At 33.0% G+C, this 21,311-nt stretch carries 22 protein-coding genes; all 22 read right to left on the reverse strand.

Going from position 1 to position 21,311, the window contains the following annotated elements; all coding sequences use genetic code 11:
• The 22 genes from QDI94_RS05145 to QDI94_RS05250 all read right to left on the reverse strand — a co-directional run bounded on the left by QDI94_RS05145 (nucleotide 1) and on the right by QDI94_RS05250 (nucleotide 21,095).
• Complete coding sequence (locus QDI94_RS05145) at nucleotides 1-1,008, reverse strand: LicD family protein (protein ID WP_101028616.1); 1,008 nt, start codon at nucleotides 1,006-1,008, stop codon at nucleotides 1-3.
• A gap of 151 nt (nucleotides 1,009-1,159) precedes the next feature.
• Nucleotides 1,160-2,398, reverse strand: coding sequence for a nucleotide sugar dehydrogenase (locus QDI94_RS05150; RefSeq protein ID WP_101028617.1), 1,239 nt, complete (start codon nucleotides 2,396-2,398; stop codon nucleotides 1,160-1,162).
• Nucleotides 2,399-2,405: 7 nt separating this feature from the next.
• A complete protein-coding gene (locus QDI94_RS05155; RefSeq protein ID WP_242958555.1) occupies nucleotides 2,406-3,941 on the reverse strand; it encodes an oligosaccharide flippase family protein in 1,536 nt (511 codons plus the stop codon).
• The gene (locus QDI94_RS05160; RefSeq protein ID WP_101028619.1) at nucleotides 3,931-5,214 is read right to left on the reverse strand and encodes a Coenzyme F420 hydrogenase/dehydrogenase, beta subunit C-terminal domain; all 1,284 of its coding nucleotides are present in this window, start codon (nucleotides 5,212-5,214) and stop codon (nucleotides 3,931-3,933) included. Before QDI94_RS05160 ends, QDI94_RS05155 begins: the two co-directional genes overlap by 11 nt.
• Nucleotides 5,215-6,393: a polysaccharide pyruvyl transferase family protein gene (locus QDI94_RS05165; protein WP_101028620.1), complete on the reverse strand. Its 1,179-nt coding sequence runs from the start codon at nucleotides 6,391-6,393 to the stop codon at nucleotides 5,215-5,217.
• A gap of 18 nt (nucleotides 6,394-6,411) precedes the next feature.
• Complete coding sequence (locus QDI94_RS05170; protein WP_101028621.1) at nucleotides 6,412-7,338, reverse strand: glycosyltransferase family 2 protein; 927 nt, start codon at nucleotides 7,336-7,338, stop codon at nucleotides 6,412-6,414.
• Between the two features lie 11 nt (nucleotides 7,339-7,349).
• Nucleotides 7,350-7,682 carry an LbetaH domain-containing protein gene (locus tag QDI94_RS05175; protein ID WP_101028622.1) on the reverse strand — a complete coding sequence of 111 codons (333 nt, stop codon included), beginning with the start codon at nucleotides 7,680-7,682 and terminating at the stop codon, nucleotides 7,350-7,352.
• Nucleotides 7,683-7,685: 3 nt separating this feature from the next.
• Nucleotides 7,686-8,777, reverse strand: a complete 1,092-nt coding sequence (gene wecB, locus QDI94_RS05180) for a non-hydrolyzing UDP-N-acetylglucosamine 2-epimerase (RefSeq protein WP_278867725.1) — start codon at nucleotides 8,775-8,777, stop codon at nucleotides 7,686-7,688.
• A 1-nt stretch (nucleotide 8,778) separates the two neighbouring features.
• Nucleotides 8,779-9,747: a glycosyltransferase gene (locus QDI94_RS05185; protein ID WP_278867728.1), complete on the reverse strand. Its 969-nt coding sequence runs from the start codon at nucleotides 9,745-9,747 to the stop codon at nucleotides 8,779-8,781.
• A gap of 3 nt (nucleotides 9,748-9,750) precedes the next feature.
• A complete protein-coding gene (locus QDI94_RS05190; protein WP_278867730.1) occupies nucleotides 9,751-10,965 on the reverse strand; it encodes a glycosyltransferase family protein in 1,215 nt (404 codons plus the stop codon).
• A 94-nt stretch (nucleotides 10,966-11,059) separates the two neighbouring features.
• Nucleotides 11,060-11,590 (reverse strand): DapH/DapD/GlmU-related protein, encoded by a 531-nt coding sequence (locus tag QDI94_RS05195; protein ID WP_278868709.1) that lies wholly within the window; start codon nucleotides 11,588-11,590, stop codon nucleotides 11,060-11,062.
• 5 nt (nucleotides 11,591-11,595) lie between these two features.
• Nucleotides 11,596-12,708, reverse strand: coding sequence for a glycosyltransferase (locus QDI94_RS05200; protein ID WP_278867732.1), 1,113 nt, complete (start codon nucleotides 12,706-12,708; stop codon nucleotides 11,596-11,598).
• A gap of 16 nt (nucleotides 12,709-12,724) precedes the next feature.
• The gene (locus QDI94_RS05205) at nucleotides 12,725-13,267 is read right to left on the reverse strand and encodes a serine O-acetyltransferase (RefSeq protein WP_278867735.1); all 543 of its coding nucleotides are present in this window, start codon (nucleotides 13,265-13,267) and stop codon (nucleotides 12,725-12,727) included.
• 18 nt (nucleotides 13,268-13,285) lie between these two features.
• Nucleotides 13,286-14,203, reverse strand: coding sequence for a glycosyltransferase family 2 protein (locus tag QDI94_RS05210; protein WP_278867737.1), 918 nt, complete (start codon nucleotides 14,201-14,203; stop codon nucleotides 13,286-13,288).
• Nucleotides 14,204-14,216: 13 nt separating this feature from the next.
• Nucleotides 14,217-15,176 (reverse strand): DUF6625 family protein, encoded by a 960-nt coding sequence (locus QDI94_RS05215; RefSeq protein ID WP_101028630.1) that lies wholly within the window; start codon nucleotides 15,174-15,176, stop codon nucleotides 14,217-14,219.
• Nucleotides 15,177-15,191: 15 nt separating this feature from the next.
• Complete coding sequence (locus QDI94_RS05220) at nucleotides 15,192-16,283, reverse strand: glycosyltransferase family 1 protein (RefSeq protein ID WP_278867740.1); 1,092 nt, start codon at nucleotides 16,281-16,283, stop codon at nucleotides 15,192-15,194.
• 24 nt (nucleotides 16,284-16,307) lie between these two features.
• Nucleotides 16,308-17,456 (reverse strand): EpsG family protein, encoded by a 1,149-nt coding sequence (locus QDI94_RS05225; RefSeq protein WP_341460960.1) that lies wholly within the window; start codon nucleotides 17,454-17,456, stop codon nucleotides 16,308-16,310.
• A gap of 28 nt (nucleotides 17,457-17,484) precedes the next feature.
• Nucleotides 17,485-18,576 (reverse strand): glycosyltransferase family 4 protein, encoded by a 1,092-nt coding sequence (locus QDI94_RS05230; RefSeq protein WP_278867743.1) that lies wholly within the window; start codon nucleotides 18,574-18,576, stop codon nucleotides 17,485-17,487.
• Nucleotides 18,566-19,195, reverse strand: coding sequence for a sugar transferase (locus QDI94_RS05235; RefSeq protein WP_242958558.1), 630 nt, complete (start codon nucleotides 19,193-19,195; stop codon nucleotides 18,566-18,568). Before QDI94_RS05235 ends, QDI94_RS05230 begins: the two co-directional genes overlap by 11 nt.
• Before the next feature lie 678 nt (nucleotides 19,196-19,873).
• Nucleotides 19,874-20,065, reverse strand: coding sequence for a hypothetical protein (locus tag QDI94_RS05240; protein ID WP_278867747.1), 192 nt, complete (start codon nucleotides 20,063-20,065; stop codon nucleotides 19,874-19,876).
• A 219-nt stretch (nucleotides 20,066-20,284) separates the two neighbouring features.
• Complete coding sequence (locus QDI94_RS05245; RefSeq protein WP_278867750.1) at nucleotides 20,285-20,431, reverse strand: hypothetical protein; 147 nt, start codon at nucleotides 20,429-20,431, stop codon at nucleotides 20,285-20,287.
• Nucleotides 20,415-21,095: a hypothetical protein gene (locus QDI94_RS05250; protein WP_278867753.1), complete on the reverse strand. Its 681-nt coding sequence runs from the start codon at nucleotides 21,093-21,095 to the stop codon at nucleotides 20,415-20,417. The genes QDI94_RS05245 and QDI94_RS05250 overlap by 17 nt, the downstream gene beginning before the upstream one ends.
• Nucleotides 21,096-21,311: the final 216 nt, after the last annotated feature.

The raw sequence follows: 21,311 nt of genomic DNA on the forward strand, positions 1-21,311 counted from the left end.
TTATGGGCTTGTGCATTTCAATAAGCTTACGAATTCAACCATTTTACAAAATTTATCTGCGGCTTTTTTACTGGTCCATGAATTTTTGTCTAATAAATAAACTTGCATTTCTCCCTTTTTATATTTAGATATAGTCACCCATTGTAAAACCGACCTTATATTTTTTTCATTTTGATCATACTTTTCTGACAATTCTTTTTTGTATTCGCTATAATCCTTATGCAAATCAAAAATAATATTTCCTAATTCATCGGTATGTCCACCTCTTTTATTCTCAGGAGGTGGCGTCATATAATCACCATACACATTTTTTAAATACAAATCATAATCATCAAATGTATTAAAATATTCATCTTCAAATTTTATCTTTGTGAATTTTTCAAGAATTTTTTTTGGCTGTATTACCGAAATCTCCATTGAATACCATACAGCAGCCCATTGATTATATTTCATCGGATCGAGCATAATTCTATGTTCGTTGATTTTACAAATCATTCTTCTTATACACCTTGGAATGGCATAAATTAGCTTGAGTTTATAATTCATCGGTTCATTAACAGCTTTGGCATAGGCATCATGAAGTAACAATCTGTTCAAACTCAAAGCCTTTTTTTGTTTTAATTTCTTTTTTGGAGCATCACTTACTCCCACTGCCGGAAAAATATCCATACACATACCATAATGAATATCAAATTTGTAAGCCTTAACAGGCATAGATGTAGTTCCGTTTGCTCTTATCTGAGTCCACATTTCAGAATAATTCTTATCTGTTTTGTAGTTTTGGACAAAATACTTTTCGCCCAACTCACGCTGTGCTATTTTCAAAAACTTTTTATAATCCGAAAGTGGCATATATATATCTGTATCGTCATCCCACGGAATGAATCCACCGTGTCTGACAGCACCAAGTAAAGTACCAGATGAAATCATATATTTAATATTATTATTATCACATACCCTTACAACATCTTTCAGTATTTGTAAATCAAATAATTGTACTTCCCTCAACTAAGACATTATTATTCTCCTTTCGAATTATGAATTAAAACTTTGTACAGTTTAACAAAATATAATTACCTGCTTTGACGCTTTTACAAGTCAACATAAAAATTTTTTATAGGTTTACTTGGATAGTATAAAAACATTCTATTTAAATCATTTAATCCCTCATAAAAATATCTCTGGTATACACTTTATCTTTAACATCATCAAGAATTTGGCTATATCTGTTAGCAACAATTGCGTCACTTTTAGCTTTAAATTCTTCTAAATTATTGACAACACGGCTTCTGAAAAAAGATTCCCCATCATTCAATGTTGGTTCATAAATAATAACTTCTGCACCTTTTGCTTTAATTCTTTTCATGATACCTTGTATTGAACTCTGTCTGAAATTATCACTATTACTCTTCATCGTTAATCTAAAAACGCCGATTGTAACCTTTTTTTCTTTTGAGGCATCGTACTGACTTTCACTATCATAATCGTAGTATCCTGCCATTTTCAGAACTTGACTTGCTATAAAGTCTTTTCTTGTCCTATTAGATTCAACGATTGCAGAAATCATATTTTGGGGAACATCGTTATAATTTGCCAAAAGCTGCTTTGTATCTTTAGGCAAACAATATCCACCATATCCGAAACTTGGATTATTATAGTGGCTACCGATTCGTGGGTCAAGACATACGCCGTCAATGATTGCCTTAGTATCAAGATTTTTCATTTCGGCATAAGTATCTAATTCATTAAAGTATGAAACTCTGAGAGCCAGATATGTATTTGCAAATAGTTTAACCGCCTCTGCCTCTGTAGAACCCATAATCAGTATATTTACTTTATCAGCAATAGAACCTTGTTTCAATAATTTGGCAAATAAATTTGCTGCTTCAACAACTTTTTTGTCCGATAAATCCGTACCGACAATAATTCGAGAAGGATATAGATTATCGTATAATGCCTTTGATTCACGCAAAAACTCAGGACTGAAAATTATATTATCAAAATCAAACTCTTCTCTTATATGCTTAGTATAACCTACCGGTACCGTTGATTTAATAACGATGATAGCTTTGGAATTGATTTTTATTACTTGTTTTATAACATCTTCAACAGCAGATGTATCAAAATAGTTTTTCTTTGGATCATAGTTTGTTGGTGTAGCTATTACAACAAAATCTGCATCTTTGTACGCTTTTTCACAATCTAAGGTAGCATACAGATTTAGATTTTTTCCCTTGAAATATTTTTCGATATATTCATCTTTTATCGGCGGTATTCTGTCGTTAATCAGTTTTACCTTTTCGGGAATGATGTCAACAGCAATAACTTCGTTGTGCTGAGACAGCAAAGTAGCGATAGACAAGCCAACATACCCTGTTCCGGCCACAGCTATTTTCATTTTTTATTCACGCCTTTCGCTTTTTTAATTTATTCATCAGGTTTCTAATTGGCACACGAATAGCATCCTTCTCATAATCATTCATAGAGAAAAACCAACTGCCAATTGAGTATAATAACGCATATATCAAAACAGCAAACAAAAATGCACTCCATGAATAAAAGCTTATAAAATTTGACACAACAAATGTCATCACACACAATAAGGCCGGAATCCATGACATACATAAAATATTTTTCCAAAACAAAGGAATATTGATTTTAGTAACCTTATAATAATATATATTCATTATTATTCCCTGACCTAATACATAGGATACACAAGAGCACAGTGCTGCTCCAAAACCACCCCAATAAGGAACTATAAAATATGTGGATACTGCATTTAAAATAGCTATTGCTAAATAAACCAAAGAACGGAATTTATGCTTATTTTGTGCTATAACAATTGTTAATCCTGTGTTTTGAATATACGGAATTACCAGAGGAATCATTGTTAATAGAGCTATATAATAAGATTCGCCATAACTTTCACCCGCCCACATAATTAAAAATGGGTGACCAAAAGCTATAAAACCAGAAACTACTAATGCCAATAAAAGGTACTGTAATCTTCCGATTCTGATAAATACTTCCGACAAAGCCTCAGTATTATCACCGTCCAAAGTAACCATTGAATTGATTTTAGGACCAATTACGCCAGATACAGCTTGCGATAACTGCATCAATATATTATTAAATGTTGAACCGACATTATAAATAGCAACAACTACAGTTCCTACCAATGCACCTAAAATGACCTTGTCCGTAGCCCAAAACAGCATATCTACCAAAGTTCCTATAAATATGTACACCGAAAACACAAGCAGTTCTTTAATAAATGCACTTTCAAACCGTACAAACTTTGGCGTTATTTTTAAAACTTTAAAACAATAATATATATTGATAGGGCATGCAATAAAATTAAGTAACAAGCCTGAAAAGGTCATACCAATTGAGCCGAATCCAAAGTATAGCAGTACAATGTTAGCAACAGGAGCTAATACTGTAGAAAAAATGTCAACAACTCTTCTAAATACAAATCTTTCGTATGCAGTGATAATTGATGAAAAAACACTGATTGGGAATGCAATGGCTGTGTTAAACGCCATCATAATAATCAATATTTTTAACTTATCAACTTCCTGTGGGGTCAATCCTTTAGAAAAACACGCATCTGTACATAACATTAAAACAAATCCGCCAATAATTACCAAAGCAGATACTATTCCATATATGAGCAGAAAAAGCCCGAATACACTTCTTACCTGTTCTTTTTTTCCTTCTGCTCTATATTTACATATGTATCTGATGATGGTACTGCCGAATCCAAAGTTCAGCAATGACAAATACCCAACTATGGAGTTTGACAAGCTGTACAAACCATACTCAGCCTGTCCAAGCATTCTTAACATAATAGGGGTATATATCATAGGTATAATACTACCTATTGCAAGATTAACATATGATAGTAATGTACCCGCACGAAGTTGATTAACTTTCATTATGCAATCTCCTTAATAATGCACAAAATATTCTCTTTAATTGATTAGTTTTTCTGCCACTTTTCTGTATTTGCTTAATAAGCTTCTTACGATTCAGTGGATATATTTCACCATAATGTAAATTTCTTAATACTGTTTTATATTCGGAAGCAGCATTTGAATTATGCTCATAATCCATAACTGAATTGAGCTGAAAGTTATCATTCAACTCGGAATTTTTTAATAAAGAAAATTCATAATTTTTCTTTCTGCCATCAAAATATTGAGCAACACAAATTTTATCAACATCAATACGCTCGTAGTCGATTGTCTCTGAAATAAGTTTAAATATTTTCTCACCTAAATTCGTCCTTATAATAACGGAATTGCTTCCTAAAGAAGACGAATTTTGATCTGTATAATTGTCGCCTAAAGAAATATCAGCAAAAACATTTAACTTATCAACACAATAAACACATCTTTCAGGTTTAAAATAGTCTTTAATTTTAACTCGTTCTGATTTATTTTTAAAAACACATTTCCCGTCAGAAAAATAAAATTTCATATTTCCCGGCCAACCGCCACTATCTTTGTTTTTAAAATTAAATTCGGATATATCTCCGTAATTATCAAATAACATATCGCTGTAATATTCCCAGCAATTGTAATTATATACCTGATCACAAAATAAGCCCAACAACAGATAATTATTTCTGTTAAGCTTAAACTTATCTATAACATTCAATATTCCACGCACAGCACACGAAGTGGCAATTATTATTACCTTACTATCACTGTTATTCATGATAAAATCAACTAAATTTTCATGTGATACAGGTATATACCTTGATTTAGTATATTTTTGTGTGCTTATATCATTTAAGTTATATGAGTGTTTGTCATACTTATTTGTTTTTACCTGAGAATGGTAATTGTATGTATCCACAGAAAAAACATAATCATAATAATCGTGTGATAACAGATACTCGACAATTGTAGTTATCACACCGCCGGAAGCGCTAAAATGACGAATATCACTGTCTTTACTCCAAGCGTTTATTGCAAATTTTAAATTTCCAACCATAGCTTGGTGCAAGTTGTTTTTTTCATAACTATGCTGTACAGACGGACATACCTTATAACATTTTCCACACGATACACAGACATCGGAAATTTCAGGAACAAACATTCCGTTTTCTCTTATGTATTTTATAGCATTTGCAGGGCAAACATTTTTGCAAATACCACAAGAACAGCATAAATTATTATCTCGTATTTCAGCAACAGATTTCATTTAGTTCTCCAAATTTATATCATCAAATATGTTGTGTTTTTGTACTTGATTTAATTCTTTAGAAATAATTTCCGATTGATTTGAATGATTATTCAGCAAATCTTCCGCAGCACTTAATAATTTTGATATATCAAAATTATTTCTCACATCAAAGCAGTATTTTTCTTGATGAAAGAGTTTGTGAAGCTCTAAATACTTCACTGCCCAACCCATTGTTAGGCACGGAACCGCATTCTTATATGAATGTACAACAGAGTGAAAACGGGATGCGACTACAAAATCAAATTTATTTACAATATTGCTAAATTCAACACATGATAATTCCTGTTCAATCAAAAAGACATTGTTATTATGGAACATTTTAAAGATTTTGTCACAAATATCAATATCACTATTGGAATGTCTTAAAATATATACATTCTTACCGTATACTATAAATTTATCTATTAACGATTTGTATGCCTCAAGCAAAATTTTTTCAGAGCATACTACTGAGTTCCTAACATTTGGGATTATTGCGATACTATTTGTTTTTACATTAAAGTCACACGACATCGGAATATTTTTGTATACGGAGTTCAAATCAACACTCTTATTATTCAGTACAAGGTCATAAGATATTTTAACATTTTTTAGTTTAAATTTCTCTATCAATAAGTCGTATCCCTGTCGCTCTCTTGCGTATATTGTGCTTGCATACTCAAGTGCCTTTTTAGTTCTTTTTAACAAAGACTTATCAAATGTTTTAAAAGGTCCAAACGATTGGGGCATAAGATACACTTTTATGCCAAAATACTTTGCACACTCAATTCTATATAAATAATGTTCAATTTCGTACTTGTTCCAAGCATCACCAAGTCCGTAACCGCTAATATCAATCATCAAATCAACATCACGAAAAAATTCATTCTGTTTCTCGTTTTCTTTCTTGTCATAACCTTTTATCATATAATATATTTTTTGTTTAAGGTTATTTTTTCTAATAACATCTACAACCGTACCGAATGTTCTTATGTTAAAACAAAAAATTTTTTCCTGTTTAGAATCTGTATAGAAATCTGAAATTACAAAAATCTCGTGATTTGGAAACCTTTTGTGCAGTTCGGAAACACAAATAAATACCATAGATTGAGCTCCTTTGTTTTGAAGCTCTCCACCTGTAATAACAATTTTTCTCATATATTCTCACTCTACATATTATTTTCTTAATTTATGTACTTTGGCACACATACTAATTAAAAATTTAGGTGCATGCAAATATTCAGCAATTTTCTCGATTGGCAGTCTATCTGAAAAATCGCAATAAAAAGTATAATACATTTTTAACTTTTTAATAAAAGAATAATGCAAAAACTTTGCTTTTTCATAATGCGTAAGAAAATGACCTTGCGGATTGTTTAAAAATCTATTATTTGCGCCTTTGACGGTAAGTCCATCGTCAAGATACTCCCATATCCAAATAATATCCTCAAAAACTCTTATTTTAAAACCATCGTGAGCCATTCTGTTCCATGGAATACAGGGAGTAATGAAATTTTCACCATCAAACTCAGGATAAGGATATTTTTTAAATATATCCGTCCAAAATACTTCTGCTCTCTCTCCGTCAATCGGATATTTTGTCGTTTCAGGATAACGCTCCAAAAATGTTGCATCTCTATACGGTTTATTATACCAAGGAGATTTTGGATCATCACGCCAGGTGGTATTCCTTGTTTCTGTAGGCGATTGTCCACGATTGGCAACTATACCGCAGTAATCAGGAAGATTTCTTATAGATTCCATCCAGTCATTTATTTTTTCACAGGCATCATCAGTCAAGTAATCATCCGAATCTATTGTAAAGAAAATTTCGCCTTGAGCAACCTCTAATGCACGATTAGTGGCTCTGCATTTACCTCCGTTTTTTCCTTTCATATATATAATGGGGAAATCATTATTTTCTGACTTCCAAATATTTACAAGGCTTTCGGTATCATCAGTTGAACCATCATCAAATATGATCCATTCAAAATCCCTGAATGTTTGTCTTTTTATTGATTCATATAATCTACTTATAATGTATCCCCTGTTATATGTTGGGGTAAACAATGTAATCTTATATTTATGCTTCATATTTTTCATCACGCCTCAAATTAAAGATATCCAAATTTATCCTCTAGTTCTTTTCTCATTTGTTCTTTTTCTTCAGCTGAAGCGTTAGGCCAATCATACCATCTATATTTTCTAAATATAGGGTGAGATATCTGGTTATTCTTATGTTTTTCTGAAAACTCATCAAAACGGCAAATATATTCCGCGGGATTTCCAGCATAAACACTGTTACTGGGTATATCATGAGTTACAACGCTACTTGCACCAATAACAACATTATCACCTATCACAGCACCTAATTCACGATAGTAATTTGAATCCATTTTTACATTACTATATCCTATAACTTTCTTAATCAATTCTTTAATACTCATAATTTATTTCTCCAATATATCAGCAATTCTTTTACACGCAAAGCCATCACCGTATGGATTTGACGCTTTGCTCATTTTTTCGTATTCTTCACTGTCTGTGAGCAATTTTTTAAACTCGTTGTAAATTATGGTTTCATCCGTACCGACTAATTTCAGAGTGCCCGCTTTTATGCCCTCCGGTCTTTCTGTTGTATCACGCATAACAAGAACAGGTTTACCGAGGGAAGGAGCTTCCTCTTGGATACCGCCGCTGTCTGTCAATATAAGATAACTTCTTGAAAGAAAATTATGAAAGTCAAGTACATCAAGAGGTTCTATGATATGTATTCTGTCATCATTCCCAAGTTCCTCATCGGCAGCTTTTCTGACAACCGGATTCATATGAATCGGATAAATAACCTTTACATCAGAAGTTTCATCGACAATTCTTCTGATTGCTCTGAACATATTATGCATCGGTACACCAAGATTTTCTCGTCTGTGAGCAGTCAACATAATCAATCTGCTGTCAGATGCCCATTCGAGTTCAGTGTGTGTATAATCAGATCTTACTGTGGTTTTCAAGGCATCAATCGCAGTATTACCCGTTACAAAAATATTATCGGGATTCTTACCCTCGTTAATTAAATTGTTCTTTGACATTTCTGTAGGAGCAAAATTATAGCTTGCCACTATGCCGACAGCCTGTCTGTTAAATTCCTCGGGATACGGTGAATATATGTTATATGTTCTGAGTCCTGCCTCAACATGACCAACAGGAATCTGCATATAAAAACACGCAAGAGCCGTAACAAATGTTGTTGATGTATCGCCGTGAACTAACACAACATCAGGTTTTTCAGTCTCAAGTACTTCCTTGATTTTATTTAAAATATTTGTTGTTATATCAAACAATGTCTGCTTGTCTTTCATTATGGACAAATCATAATCCGGCACAACATTGAAGATTTCAAGCACCTGATCAAGCATCTGTCTGTGCTGTCCGGTTACGCAAACTTTTGTTACTATATTTTTTCTGCTTTTCAGCTCATTTACTAACGGACACATTTTTATTGCTTCAGGTCGTGTACCAAACACTAACATTACTTTTTTCATACTAAATTCCTACATTTAAGCAATTTCTTAATAAACAAGTTAATTTTGGAAACGCAAAATACAACTTCATCCAAACAGCCTGTTTTCCTTTAACATAATTAAAAATATTACCTTTGTTTTTATATTTTAAATTTTCCTTTATATTATCAATGATATATTTTTCCGCTTTTGAATGCAAAGCACATTGCATCTGATACATACAAGTTCCCATATAAATGCTGATAGCAGTATCATAATATGCAGGAAAATACCTTTTTACATAATCGCATCTTTGACGATTTGCTTCTAAAACATCAAGCCTTTTTTCAGAAAAGCCACAACCCATAATACTGTTATCCCGCTGTACATAATAGTAAAACGAATCAACAATAACAGAAGTTTTTCTTGCTTTACCGAACACTTGATAAGACCAAAATACATCTTCGTGATATTTGCCTTTTTCAAATAAAATATCTTGAATCAATTCTGTTTTATACATTTTATTCCAGACATGCTGCTTAAGTTTACCATCAATTATAATTTCAAGCATTGCTTCGTTTGTGTCTAATATTTCATTCTTGTCAACTGTAGGTTCAGATATTACCTCACCATTTTCGTCAACCCATTTAACACCGCAAGAAACAACCTCGCTGCCATCTTTTAGCATTACGCCATACATTTTATCTATCATATTGCAATGAATGTAATCATCGGAGTCAACAAACACAATGCACTCTCCGTAAGCAATTTTCATACCTGAATTTCTTGCATCAGACAGACCGCCGTTTTTCTTATGTACAACCCTTATACGAGAATCCTTTTTGGCAAAGTCATCACACATTTTTGGACAGTTATCAAGCGAACCGTCATCAACAAGGATTATTTCAAGATTTCTATATGTCTGATTTACAATGCTGTCAACACAGCGTTCAAGATATTTCTCAACATTATAAATTGGAACAATCACACTTATCAGCGATTTACTATCCATATACTAACCTTCAAGAACTTTCATAATTGTTTTAGCCGGATTAAATTCATCAATCGGCTCATTTTTTACATTACCAAAATCATTGTTCTCTATTAGCTTAATTGCACGTTCAATATCCTCAACTGTATTTTCACAGAATATATATCTGTTAAATTGTTCAAAATATGATTTTAACACTTTCTTTTCTTCGTCTGTACCATCAAGAATAAACAGAATAGTTTTATAAGTTGCGGAATATTGATATATTTTTCCCGGAATTTGTCCGCCCTTTCTGTTACACAAAAAAACAAGCACATTAGTTTTATCTTCAATAGGCTTAAGCTCATTTAATTGCAACCTTGGATAAATTGTGATTTTATCTGTTTGAGCAAACAGATTGCTGGGATTACCACAAATGTTCACATTAATATCTATATTTTTAGCAGCCGCATAAAACGGTGCTAAATTTCTACTTACAGGAGCATAATCGCCAAAATAGCCATAATTATTATATTTATTCACCGTTGAACCTTGTTCATCATTTTTATAATAAAACGGCAAAGGCGCCCAATACATTTTGTGAGCAGACTCAGAATATAGTTTTTTCTGGTTTTCCAACGTCAACGGACTGACATAACAGATATGTTCTGCCAAGGACAATAATCTTCTTTCCTCATTTTCTATTTTTTTAGAACCACTAAAACCGTATACATCAGAAGTCCACGGATCCTCCCAAATCTGAATCCATTTTTTATACCTAATATGTTTATTATGAATCAACTTATAGGCAAGTAAATGACTTGATGCCGGTGTTGAAATGGAGAGAACATAGTCATAAACTTCAGTTGATTTAAATTGCTTTGCTTTATTAACAAATTTTTTATAAATACCGTGAACACCATAAAGTGACAAAACAAAATGTTTGGCAGAATCTATAAGCTTTGATTTAAAACTCACTTTGCTTTTATTTGTGTAATAATCGACTCGCGCAAAGGGGGCAACTTTTCTCTTGTTTTTGCTTATTGACATTTTTTCATAAATGGTTGTACCATAATAGTATATACACTTAACCGAAGAGGGAATTATCATTGATTTGTCAACATCGTATTCCTTTGAATCTGCACTTAGTAAAGTTACTTCATATCCTAAATCAACCAATCCTCGTATATACGCTAAATGACATAAATTTGCCGACGAATTTTTCGTAATGCAATCACCATTTATGATAAGAACTTTCACTTCTACACACCTCATTTTATTTAATGGACATAAATTTTCCACACAACATCTAATTTTGTAACAATCATTCAACATAGCCAAACCCATTATGTAATTATAAATCTCTAATCATTTCTCGTTTCATTTCATCATTAAAATTAGGATTTCTTAATGTATATTTAGAATCATAATGTGGTGATCTGTTTAGTTCATTTTCTTTTCTATTTATAAATTCAGCATAGCTACAAATAACTTTTGCAGGATTTCCGACAGCAACACTGTTTGAAGGAATATCTTTAGAAATAATACTTCCGGCACCGATAACAACATTATCGCCAATAGTTACATTAGATAATACAGTTGAAGAAGCTCCGATAAACACATTATTTCCGATATTAACGAGACCAATTTTAGTAAACCCAATGCCTTTCTTGGTACTTGCATCATGAGCAAGAATATGGACTCTCGGAGCCAACGTAACATCATCACCAATTGTTATAAGCCAACAATGTGATTGATCAATTAAGGTCTTTTCCTGTCTGCTGAAATTTTTACCGACCTTTAGTCCAAGTTTTACTAACTCTTCCGTTGAAATCTCACTTCTTAATCTCATCACTTTGGACTTAATAAAAGATTTTAATGACATATCAATCACAAATTTTCTAACATTTCTTCAACAGCCTTTACTGTTTTTTCGGTACTGAAAGCTTTACCACGCTCTTTTGCTTTTACGGCATAAGCTTCAAGCAAATCAGGCGTTGTCAGCATTTTCTTGATGCCCTCATAAAGTGCATCTTCATTATTTTCTGTTACGATACCGTACTCATTGTTTTCGCCTAATAATTCGTACGCACCACTACAATTTGTGCTAACAACAGGAGTTCCGACAATCAATGCTTCTGTAACAGCTGTACTGAAGCCCTCTCTTCTCGAAGAACAAACATACAAATCTGCCTTTTTAACATATTTATACGGATTATCTCTGTAACCTAAAAATGTAAAAGTATCGGTAAGATTATTTTCTGTCAAATACTTTTCGTATTTTTCTTTTTCTTCGCCTATTCCGAGAATATAAATATGATTTTTTATATTTTCTTCAATAAGCTTTTTATGTATCTTCATTAACCTGTCATAACCCTTTGAAGGTACAATTTTTGCTACTGAGATAATATTGATTATGTCCTTGCTAAAATTAACATCATCAACTTTCTCATCGGAAAGTTTTTTTATTTTTTCTGATTCATTTGTATTATACAGAACTTCAACAGATTTCTTAGTATCAAAAATTGATTCAAAATCATCTTTTACAGTGTCAGATACACAAACAGTCCTGTCAAACTTTGAATAGCAATCTAATGCTTCTTTATAGCTTCTAAAGCTCTTGGAAGCAAGCTCTTTGGTATGCTGTTCTATGTGAATCCAGCTGACAAGCTTAGTATTTGGGTTATTGCAGCCACTTACTATTCTGGCAGTAGGACCTTCTAAATACGAAACAATAATATCATAGTTATCTTTGATAAAATACTTAAACAGTTTTTCAGGAGAAAAAAGTTTCATCACATATGTATTGCCACGAGGCATTCTCTTGAACCCGCCGATATATTTTACATCAGAGTTAAGATACTGTCGATTAACACCTACATCAAACAAAGTTTGAACTGTTACATCAAATTTTGTTTTATCCATATTATTGGCGAGATTAACCAAAACTTTTTCAGCCCCACCGTGTGCGAGATTAGGAATCAAATATAGTACCTTTTTCATTGTCGCTCTAAACCTCTTATTCTACAGAGAAATTTATATATGCTAAAGTTGCATCTTTTTTGCTATGAATCACGCCCGGATTACCAACAACCACAGAATGATCAGGTACATCAAAATTAACAAAACTATTAGGTGCTATAAACACATCATCACCAATAGTAATTTTGCCTACAACTGTCGCATTGATTCCAATGAACACATGATTTCCTATTACCGGAACTCCTCTACGATTTCCTCTATTTTCCATACCTAATGTACATCCCTTTGAAAGATTAACATTATTACCAATTTTAACTCCTCCACCTACTGTTATGTTGTATGGATGTCCAAGGTATAAACCTTCCCCAATTTGTACATCGGGTGCAAATTCTATGCCATATTTTCGGCTATATCTATAAATTTTATATTTACGGTAAACGCTATGGTTTTGTGAATACTTTCTGTAATGATACATAAATCTGATATTATGTTGAAAAATAAATTTACATATATTAGACAAATTTACCTTCCACTCATTACCAGTCATACGGTAAAAATCTGTTTTAAATAATGCATTCATTTTTTCGTTTTCACCTCATTAATCTCCTACTTTCATAATAGAATCTAACTTGCTTCTTATATAAAGGTAAAACAAAAAGCCCATTGGACTCAAAAAAAATGTTAAGACTTTACAAGGTGACTCTTTGATATAATGTTTATTCTTTGCTATTATACTGTCGGCAACATAATGCACACAATCTACCAATAATCTTTTATTAGAATCAGGATATTGCATACATATCTTTCTCCAGAAGGCAAAGCTCTTTGGGCATTTCATGTACTGCTTATACATAATGTGTGAATTACCGTCTTCCTGGTATTCTACATCGCACACTACTTCATTTAAAACAGCAAGTTTATACTTCTGATCTATCAATTTATATTTATATGCAAGTGCAAGATATTTTTCATTATCAAATACCGGATACTCAGGGACAGAATTAATAATATCAGTACGATAAATTAGTTTCTTATCCCCTGAACCACCTGACGCATAATAACCCGACAATGTGGTTTCTGTCATATCTTTAGGAAAGCCTTTTCCTATAACCTTTCCCGTATTCATATTGGCGTCGAGTGCAATAATACCTGCATAACCCCTGCTTTTTACCTGATTCCATTTGTTTATAATTTTTTCAACAGCGTTCTCAGATAAAGCGTCATCAGAATCTATACAAGTATTGAGTTCGGTATGTATATTTCTATACGCAACATTGTGTGCGGTATGCATACCGCCGTTTTCTTTATATATGTACTGAATTTCGAAGCCGTTATCTTTTGACATCCAGTCTTTTACCAATTCAGCTGTATTATCAGTTGAACCGTCATCAACTATAAGCCACACGAAATCCTTGCATTTTTGGGAACACAAAGATTTATATGTACGACCTATTGTATGTGCCCTATTATAAGCAGGGGTAAATATCGTCAATTGTACTTTATTTATAAATTTCATAATAATACTTCCGTTAATTTCGAATTTTAAACAATAATCTATTTATCCGCATTTTTATAGCTCCAGACATGATATTATTAAACACTTGTTTTCTTCTCAATTTATGATATCTGTCCATAAAAATTTTTCTTTGTTCAACATCCACGGAATTTAACCTAAAAATCAGTTCATCTTTTTTACATACAATAAAATAGTTTCTTAAAATATAAAAGTGCTCACAATCATCCGTTATATTCTGCCATCCCAACATTTTGCGTTTCTGCAAATGTACATACATCACTTCATAATTTAAACCGGTGACATCACGAACAAACAATTTACCATTGTCCCAAACCACATATCTTTCAGTATCACCCGCTAAAGTTGTAAATTCATATGAACAACACGGAACATCGTAAAAAAGCCAATCAAAATATAAACTTATGTTATCATACTTTGGTGCATATGCTACAGTACCGTCTTCGTCAAAATGGCAACAATAATTTGTGTGAAAAGCGATATTATAATCACAAACGCCATTATATTTTCTTAAATACAGCCTATTCATAGTGGGAGTGTTCTTAAACAAGCTAAAATGTCCGTGATAAAATACTTTTTCATTTTTATCCAATATATCATCTGTAATAAAATGAGAAAGATAACCAAAAATTAAATCTATATCACAAAAACCCCAAAAGTCAAATTCTTTTATATCATCATAGAATATATCACCATAAGCAGGTTTATAGTCACAAAGCTTATATGGAGAATTTATCTTTACACTATTTCCAAACATTCTTTTTATTTTTTGTTTAATAAAATCAAATGTCATATATTTAATTTTAACATTAGAATTCTTGTTCACTTTTAAAGCCAAATCAGTATAAATGTAAAAATTAAATTCGCAATTAGCCTCAGCCGACTTTAACCATAAATTAAAATAATCAGGAATGTTTCCAAAATATGGAATTATAAGCACTGCTTTATTTCTCATTATTACTCTCCTACATTATTGATTAAATCTGTTATAAAATGATTCCAAAATGCTGACATTCTGTTTAACATCAAAACCTGATTTTTTTATATCATCAATCGTGTTTTTTCTAATCGTACTTTGTTTTTCTAAGACAACATCCGCCCACTCATCAATCGGCAAGTTCAAATCTAACGACTCAGCAAGGTCTGTAACTCTGCATTCAGACGGAACACTGTCAGAAATGATACACGGCAATCCTGCAGCCTGCGCTTCTATTATTGAAAGTGGCAATCCTTCATACAAAGACGGAAACAAAAAGACATCCATTGCCTGTAGTATTCTATTCACATCTCCCCTGTTTCCTAAAAAAAACACGGAATCCGATAAACCAAGATTATCAACTTTTTCTCTTATATTACTCTGTCCGTTACCTGTTCCTACAAGAAGCAGTTTGGAATTTCTGTTTTTATCATGTACACTCTTAAAAACATCAATCAAAAACGGATGATTCTTTTGAGGATTAAATCTTCCGACATGTCCGATTACAAAATCAGATTTACTGATTTTCAGTTCGTCACGCACTTGATTTCTTATTTGACAGTCATACCGATATTTTTCAGCGTCAATTGCATTATTTAAGACAGTATATGCATTTCCGCCAAACATCCAATCTCCTGCCTCTTTACCGCAAGAAAAAAGATGCGTAGCGTACTTAGAAATTAAATGTTTTGAAAGAAGCTTAATGGGATACTTTAAATTTTTGTCTTGACTTTTATTATGCGAATGTGCAATTCTCACCTTAACGCCATGTTTTTGTGCAATTTTTAAAGGATATGCACTCATGCAATCCAAATGTGAATGCACAATATCGTACTTATGATTATCAAAGAAGTCATCAAGCGCATTAAAATAAGCCTTAGAAAAGGGATTCAGCATAGGCATATGATAAATATGTCCGCCTAAAGATAATATCTCATCATCATAATCAGCCTTTTCCTGACGATGTACAAGAAAATCAAATTGAATTTTAGTACGGTCTATGTTTCTGTAATAATTCATAATCATAGTTTCAAGACCGCCACGCCCCATGTATGTTACAATATGTAATATTCTTAAAACATTCAAATTATTAACCCCTAAATCAAATAATTAAAATCCACCAAAGTAATCGCTATGGTAATATGTCGGTCCTGTTAAATAATAATAGAGCAATAATACTGCAACATATCCAAAATAGACATATTTTCTATTATTTTCATTAAAACATATCCTTAACAAAACAGGAATCAAAATTAAATCGTATAATTCACTGTAAATCGGAAGCCTACCGATAAAGATACCGCTGGTAACCATACCTACAAGATAAACTGATGCCGTAAACACAGATAAGTTTACGCACAAAGAAAGCACCGGCATTTTTTCATAATATTTGCTTAACTTTTCCCGATAAACAAAAGCTAAAACGGGTGGAACAGCATAGAATAAAACTCTCAACGGATTAACGCCGTCATCTTCTTTAAAATATGTACTTATATCATTTTCATAAGATGTGCCTTGAGCAAATTCATCAACCTTGCCAAAAAACGGCTCGGCAAAAACAGTAATCAATACCATTGCAAAAATAAAAAGCCAAACTAACTTGCTCCAAGGTTTTAACCTGGCAATAAAGTAAATCGGTATTAAGAAAATTGCCGTAGAATGGATAAATATCAAAATTGCTACCATAGTCAAGAATTTAAAAAACTTGCCGGTAATAATAAAATCACAGCACAAAAATGACACGGCAACACAAATAAACTGTCTCATACCGTTGAGCATATAACCCGAATAACACAGGAATGCCAAAAACAAAAACGAAGCCAAAAAGAAATCTGCATTCATGCAATATTTTCTCAATGTTATCATTACACACACACCGGAGAAAATCGCAATTGAACTCAGCCAAAGTGTGTAATTATCTGAGATAAAACACTTAAAGAAAATGCTGTATGCATTAAAGAGAACTCCCTTGCCTTCGGAAGACCATGGATCCCAATTCAATTTTGAAAACTCTTCCGAAAAGTTTGTTGAATAGTTATTAAAAGCTGCAACATATGCGGTTGTATCGGCAACATAGTGCCTCATTGATGCCCAAAATATGAAATAACCGAAAACTAAAAAAGCATACGCCCACGGAACTCTTCTTTGTATTCCCTGTTGTAAATTATAATCGGTAAGCGCTATATCTTCTTTATGAGTGATATCATACAAAATATATATCAAAAAAATCCAAAGTATCATGGACCAGTAAATTATCATTAAATCACACCTGAAAAATCTATATTAATTACAAGTCTAAAGCCTTTATTGTATCGTTTACAACGATTTTTTTATCAAATTCGTCCACCATTTTTTGTCGGGCGTATTTACCCATAACTTCTCGTTTTGAAATATCTGTTTCAAGAAAAGCTTTCATTTTTTCATAAAGGCTGTCAACGCTTTTAGGTTCACAAAGCCAGCCTGTATATTCATTTTCCACCGACTCTCTGCAACCCGGAATATCAGTGGTAATGACAGGTCTGCCTGTTGCCGAAGCTTCGAGATTTACATTACTCATACCCTCGTGATAGCTTGGCATTACAACACAATCGGCGGTCGCATAGTAAGGTCTTGGTTCTTCCTGAAATCCGTGGAATTTTACAACGCCCTTACTTTCAAGTAACTCAACTCTTTCCTTGTATTCATCTTCAAAAAAGCCTACAAGGTCAAGTACAAATTTATAGCCGTCATCGTGAAGCTTCTCAGCCGCAGAAAACAATTCATCCATGCCCTTTTCCTTCATGATTCTGCCAAGATACAAAAAATGCGGCGGATCACTTTTCGGGTAAGGCTTGTACTCATAAATTTCAAGATTGATTCCTGCGCCGTTCAAAATAGTTTCTTTCTCGGCAGAAATAATCTTTCTGTCAACAAATTCATCTGCATTAACCTGATTTTCAAAAAATACCGTTTTTACATTTTTAAAAGCGGTTTTATAAAGAACTGTTACAAACTGAGCAAGTCCGGGCTTTTGAAATGCCGTTCCTAATCCCTGAACATTCGCATAAAACGGAATATTTAACTTTTCACACATCAATCCACCGTAAACATTTGGTTTGATAGAGTATGTAATTACCAAATCAGGGTTTTCTTCCTGTAATATTTTTTTATAAAATTTCATAAGTGAAAAATCGTGAATCGGATTAACCCCTCTGCGCTCCATCTTAGTTTCAATACAGCGCAGTCCCATATTTATGAAATCCTCATGATGTCCTACAAAAGGCATACTCAGTACGACCTCATAGTTTTTCATAAGTTCTTCAATCAATTCTTTTCTGAAACGATACAGCATGTAAGAATGATTGGTAAGAATCATAACTTTTTTACGATTATTCTTCATCAGCAATTGCTCCTGTTCCGCCCTCAACTACACCATCATGCTTAAACACGCTTACAACTGTCATAAAAAGGCATTTTAAATCAAAAACAAAACTGACATTGTCACAATAAACCTTATCCATCTGAACTTTTTCAGGGATAGGAAGCTCATCTCTGCCGTTAATCTGCGCCCAACCCGTCAAGCCGGGTTTTAAATCATTTATACCGTACTCATCTCTTTCAGAAATCAAATCATCCTGATTCCAAAGTGCAGGTCTTGGACCGATAACCGACATATCGCCCTTAAAAATATTAAAAATTTGAGGCAATTCGTCAAGACTTGTCTTTCTTAAAAACGCACCCACCTTAGTTATATACTGTTCAGGATTTTTAAGAAGATGTGTAGGACAATCCTTGGGAGTATCAATTCTCATTGTGCGGAATTTCAGAATATTGAAATATTTTTTGTTTTTTCCTATTCTTTTCTGCCTAAAAAAAACAGGACCTTCGCTCGTGCATTTTATTATGGCACATATCGGAAGGTAAAGTACTGACAGACACACTATCGCTACAAGTGAACAGATAATATCAAGCATTCTTTTCACAATTCTGTTATAAAACGACATTTTTCTGTCTTTCATATTTAATACTCCTCAACCCAAAACTAACTTACGCAATACATCTATAGAATTATACCACAGAAAGCATCAATAAGCAATAAAAAAGGAGAATATGGAAAAAAGCAATTAAAAAAAGTGTTTTTTAACAAATATAGAAATAATTACGCAAGGGTTTGTTGTAATTATGATTTAATTTTGCTAATGCAGTAAACAATTCTAATTGTTTTTATTGATTTTTGCAATTTTCTTATGAGATATAATGCTCTGCCGCAAAGCAAGCACAAATTTTAATATCAGAATGTACACTTTCAAAGGAAACACAAGACCTTTTATACAGATATTTTGCGGCTGCGGCAAATCTTTACGGAGTTATTGAAATCGGCAAACTTCTTAAAATTTACAACAGTCAAAACGAGCCTCTGAGCAAAGAAAATTTTCTGTCATTTGTTGAAAATATGAATTTTAAGGTCAAGCATTTTTGACGAAATTTCTTTTATACCCGAACGGAACCCATCGGTATCAATTTTTGTATCAAATCTCAAAATACCGTCAACCGCCATTTTTTCATATCCTTTCAGTTTTTCGGGTGTCTCCCGTAATCAGTTTATAGAGTGTCTCTCTGTTTCAGTTTTGCACGGTGTCTCCCGTAGTTTAATGTCTTCGGACAATAAAAAAGCACCTTACATATTCGTAAAGTGCTTAATCTGTTTTTTCTGTTTTAACTGCTTTGGCTCTCGGCTTTTTGGGAGCGTCAGGCTTGACCTCTTCTGCAAAACCGCCGTCAATGAGTTCCTTTGCTCTCTGCTCGGAACATTCAAAAACTTCATTCACAGGTCGGGTTACATAGCCGTTCTGCCTGTCATTAAATGCTGTTGTTACTCTGATTTTCATTCTGTCACCACCTTTCTAAACCGGTCGAAATCGACGGGTTTAAATGCAATAAAAAAGCACTCTGATTTCTCAAAGTGCTGATTTGATGTGTTAAGTTTTGTCTTGGCAAGTTACAGACAAGTTAAAAAGTCCGAAAACAAGCCGTTTTTCTTGCTCTTAGGCTATTCTTGGCAAGTTAAAGATACAACAAAACCGCCCTTTTTACGGAGCGGTTAAGATTTATGCTGTTTCTCTTTGTGTTTTGTTTTGTTTGGGATTGTCGGGCATATCAGTCATTTTTGACATTCTCGCAAGCATTTCTTCTATGCCTTTTCTTCCTCTGTCCCTGTCGTCAATATTCATAACAGAATTATTTTGATTTTGCATACTCAATGCCTCCTTCATAACAACGCTTCAAAAACTTTTTCACAAAATCCCTGTCATCAATATCACCATTCGGATACGATTGATAAATCTCGTTTAAAAGTTTTCTTGTGTTATTAAAACTATAATTGTCAAGTTTATTTAAAATATACACTTCTCCCTGATTTGTTACCACAGATATTGCTTTTATAGCTTTCTCACACACAAAAGTATCTATGTCACCAACAGAAAAAGTATTTGTACTTGGATGATTATGCAGGTAAATAAGCGATTGCCTTTCGGCGTGAGCGATAACAGAAACAGCAAACGGATTTTTTCCCGGAGAAACAACAAATTCATTTCCTGAAATTCGCACTTCATTATTAAAATCCAAATTTTCAATAAAAAGAACCTCATTACTGTTGTTTTGTTTTTTGGCAACATTCAATAATTCTTTGTGTTTCGATTTCATCAGAGAAGCCTGACTGTATGAAAAATCACTTGGCTTAACCAAACTCACCTTTTCAATAGCTGTATCAGTAATAAAAATCTTATGGTCACGCTTTTTCGCTTGTTCCAAGTTACCCACATCCTCTGATTTTATTATAACAGTTTTTTGAGATTTTGCAACAGATTCACTTGAAACCTTATTGATATTCCCTGCTTTTTTCGCTTTTTCTTCAAGCATATCAGCCCTATCGTGCCACTCATCGGCTCGGGTTTGGGCAATGCGTTTATTGTCCTCATCAAGGCTGTATTCGGCACGGCGGTCAAAGCGTTCTGCCTGATGTTAAATGCTGTTGTTACTCTGATTTTCATTCTGTCACCACCTTTAAATTGTAATAAAAAAGCACCCTGATTTCTCAAAGTGCTGGTTTGATGTATTATGTTTTGTTTCGGCAAA

The sequence above is a fragment of the Ruminococcus bromii genome, assembly GCF_928721825.1.
Classification (GTDB): domain Bacteria; phylum Bacillota; class Clostridia; order Oscillospirales; family Acutalibacteraceae; genus Ruminococcoides; species Ruminococcoides bromii.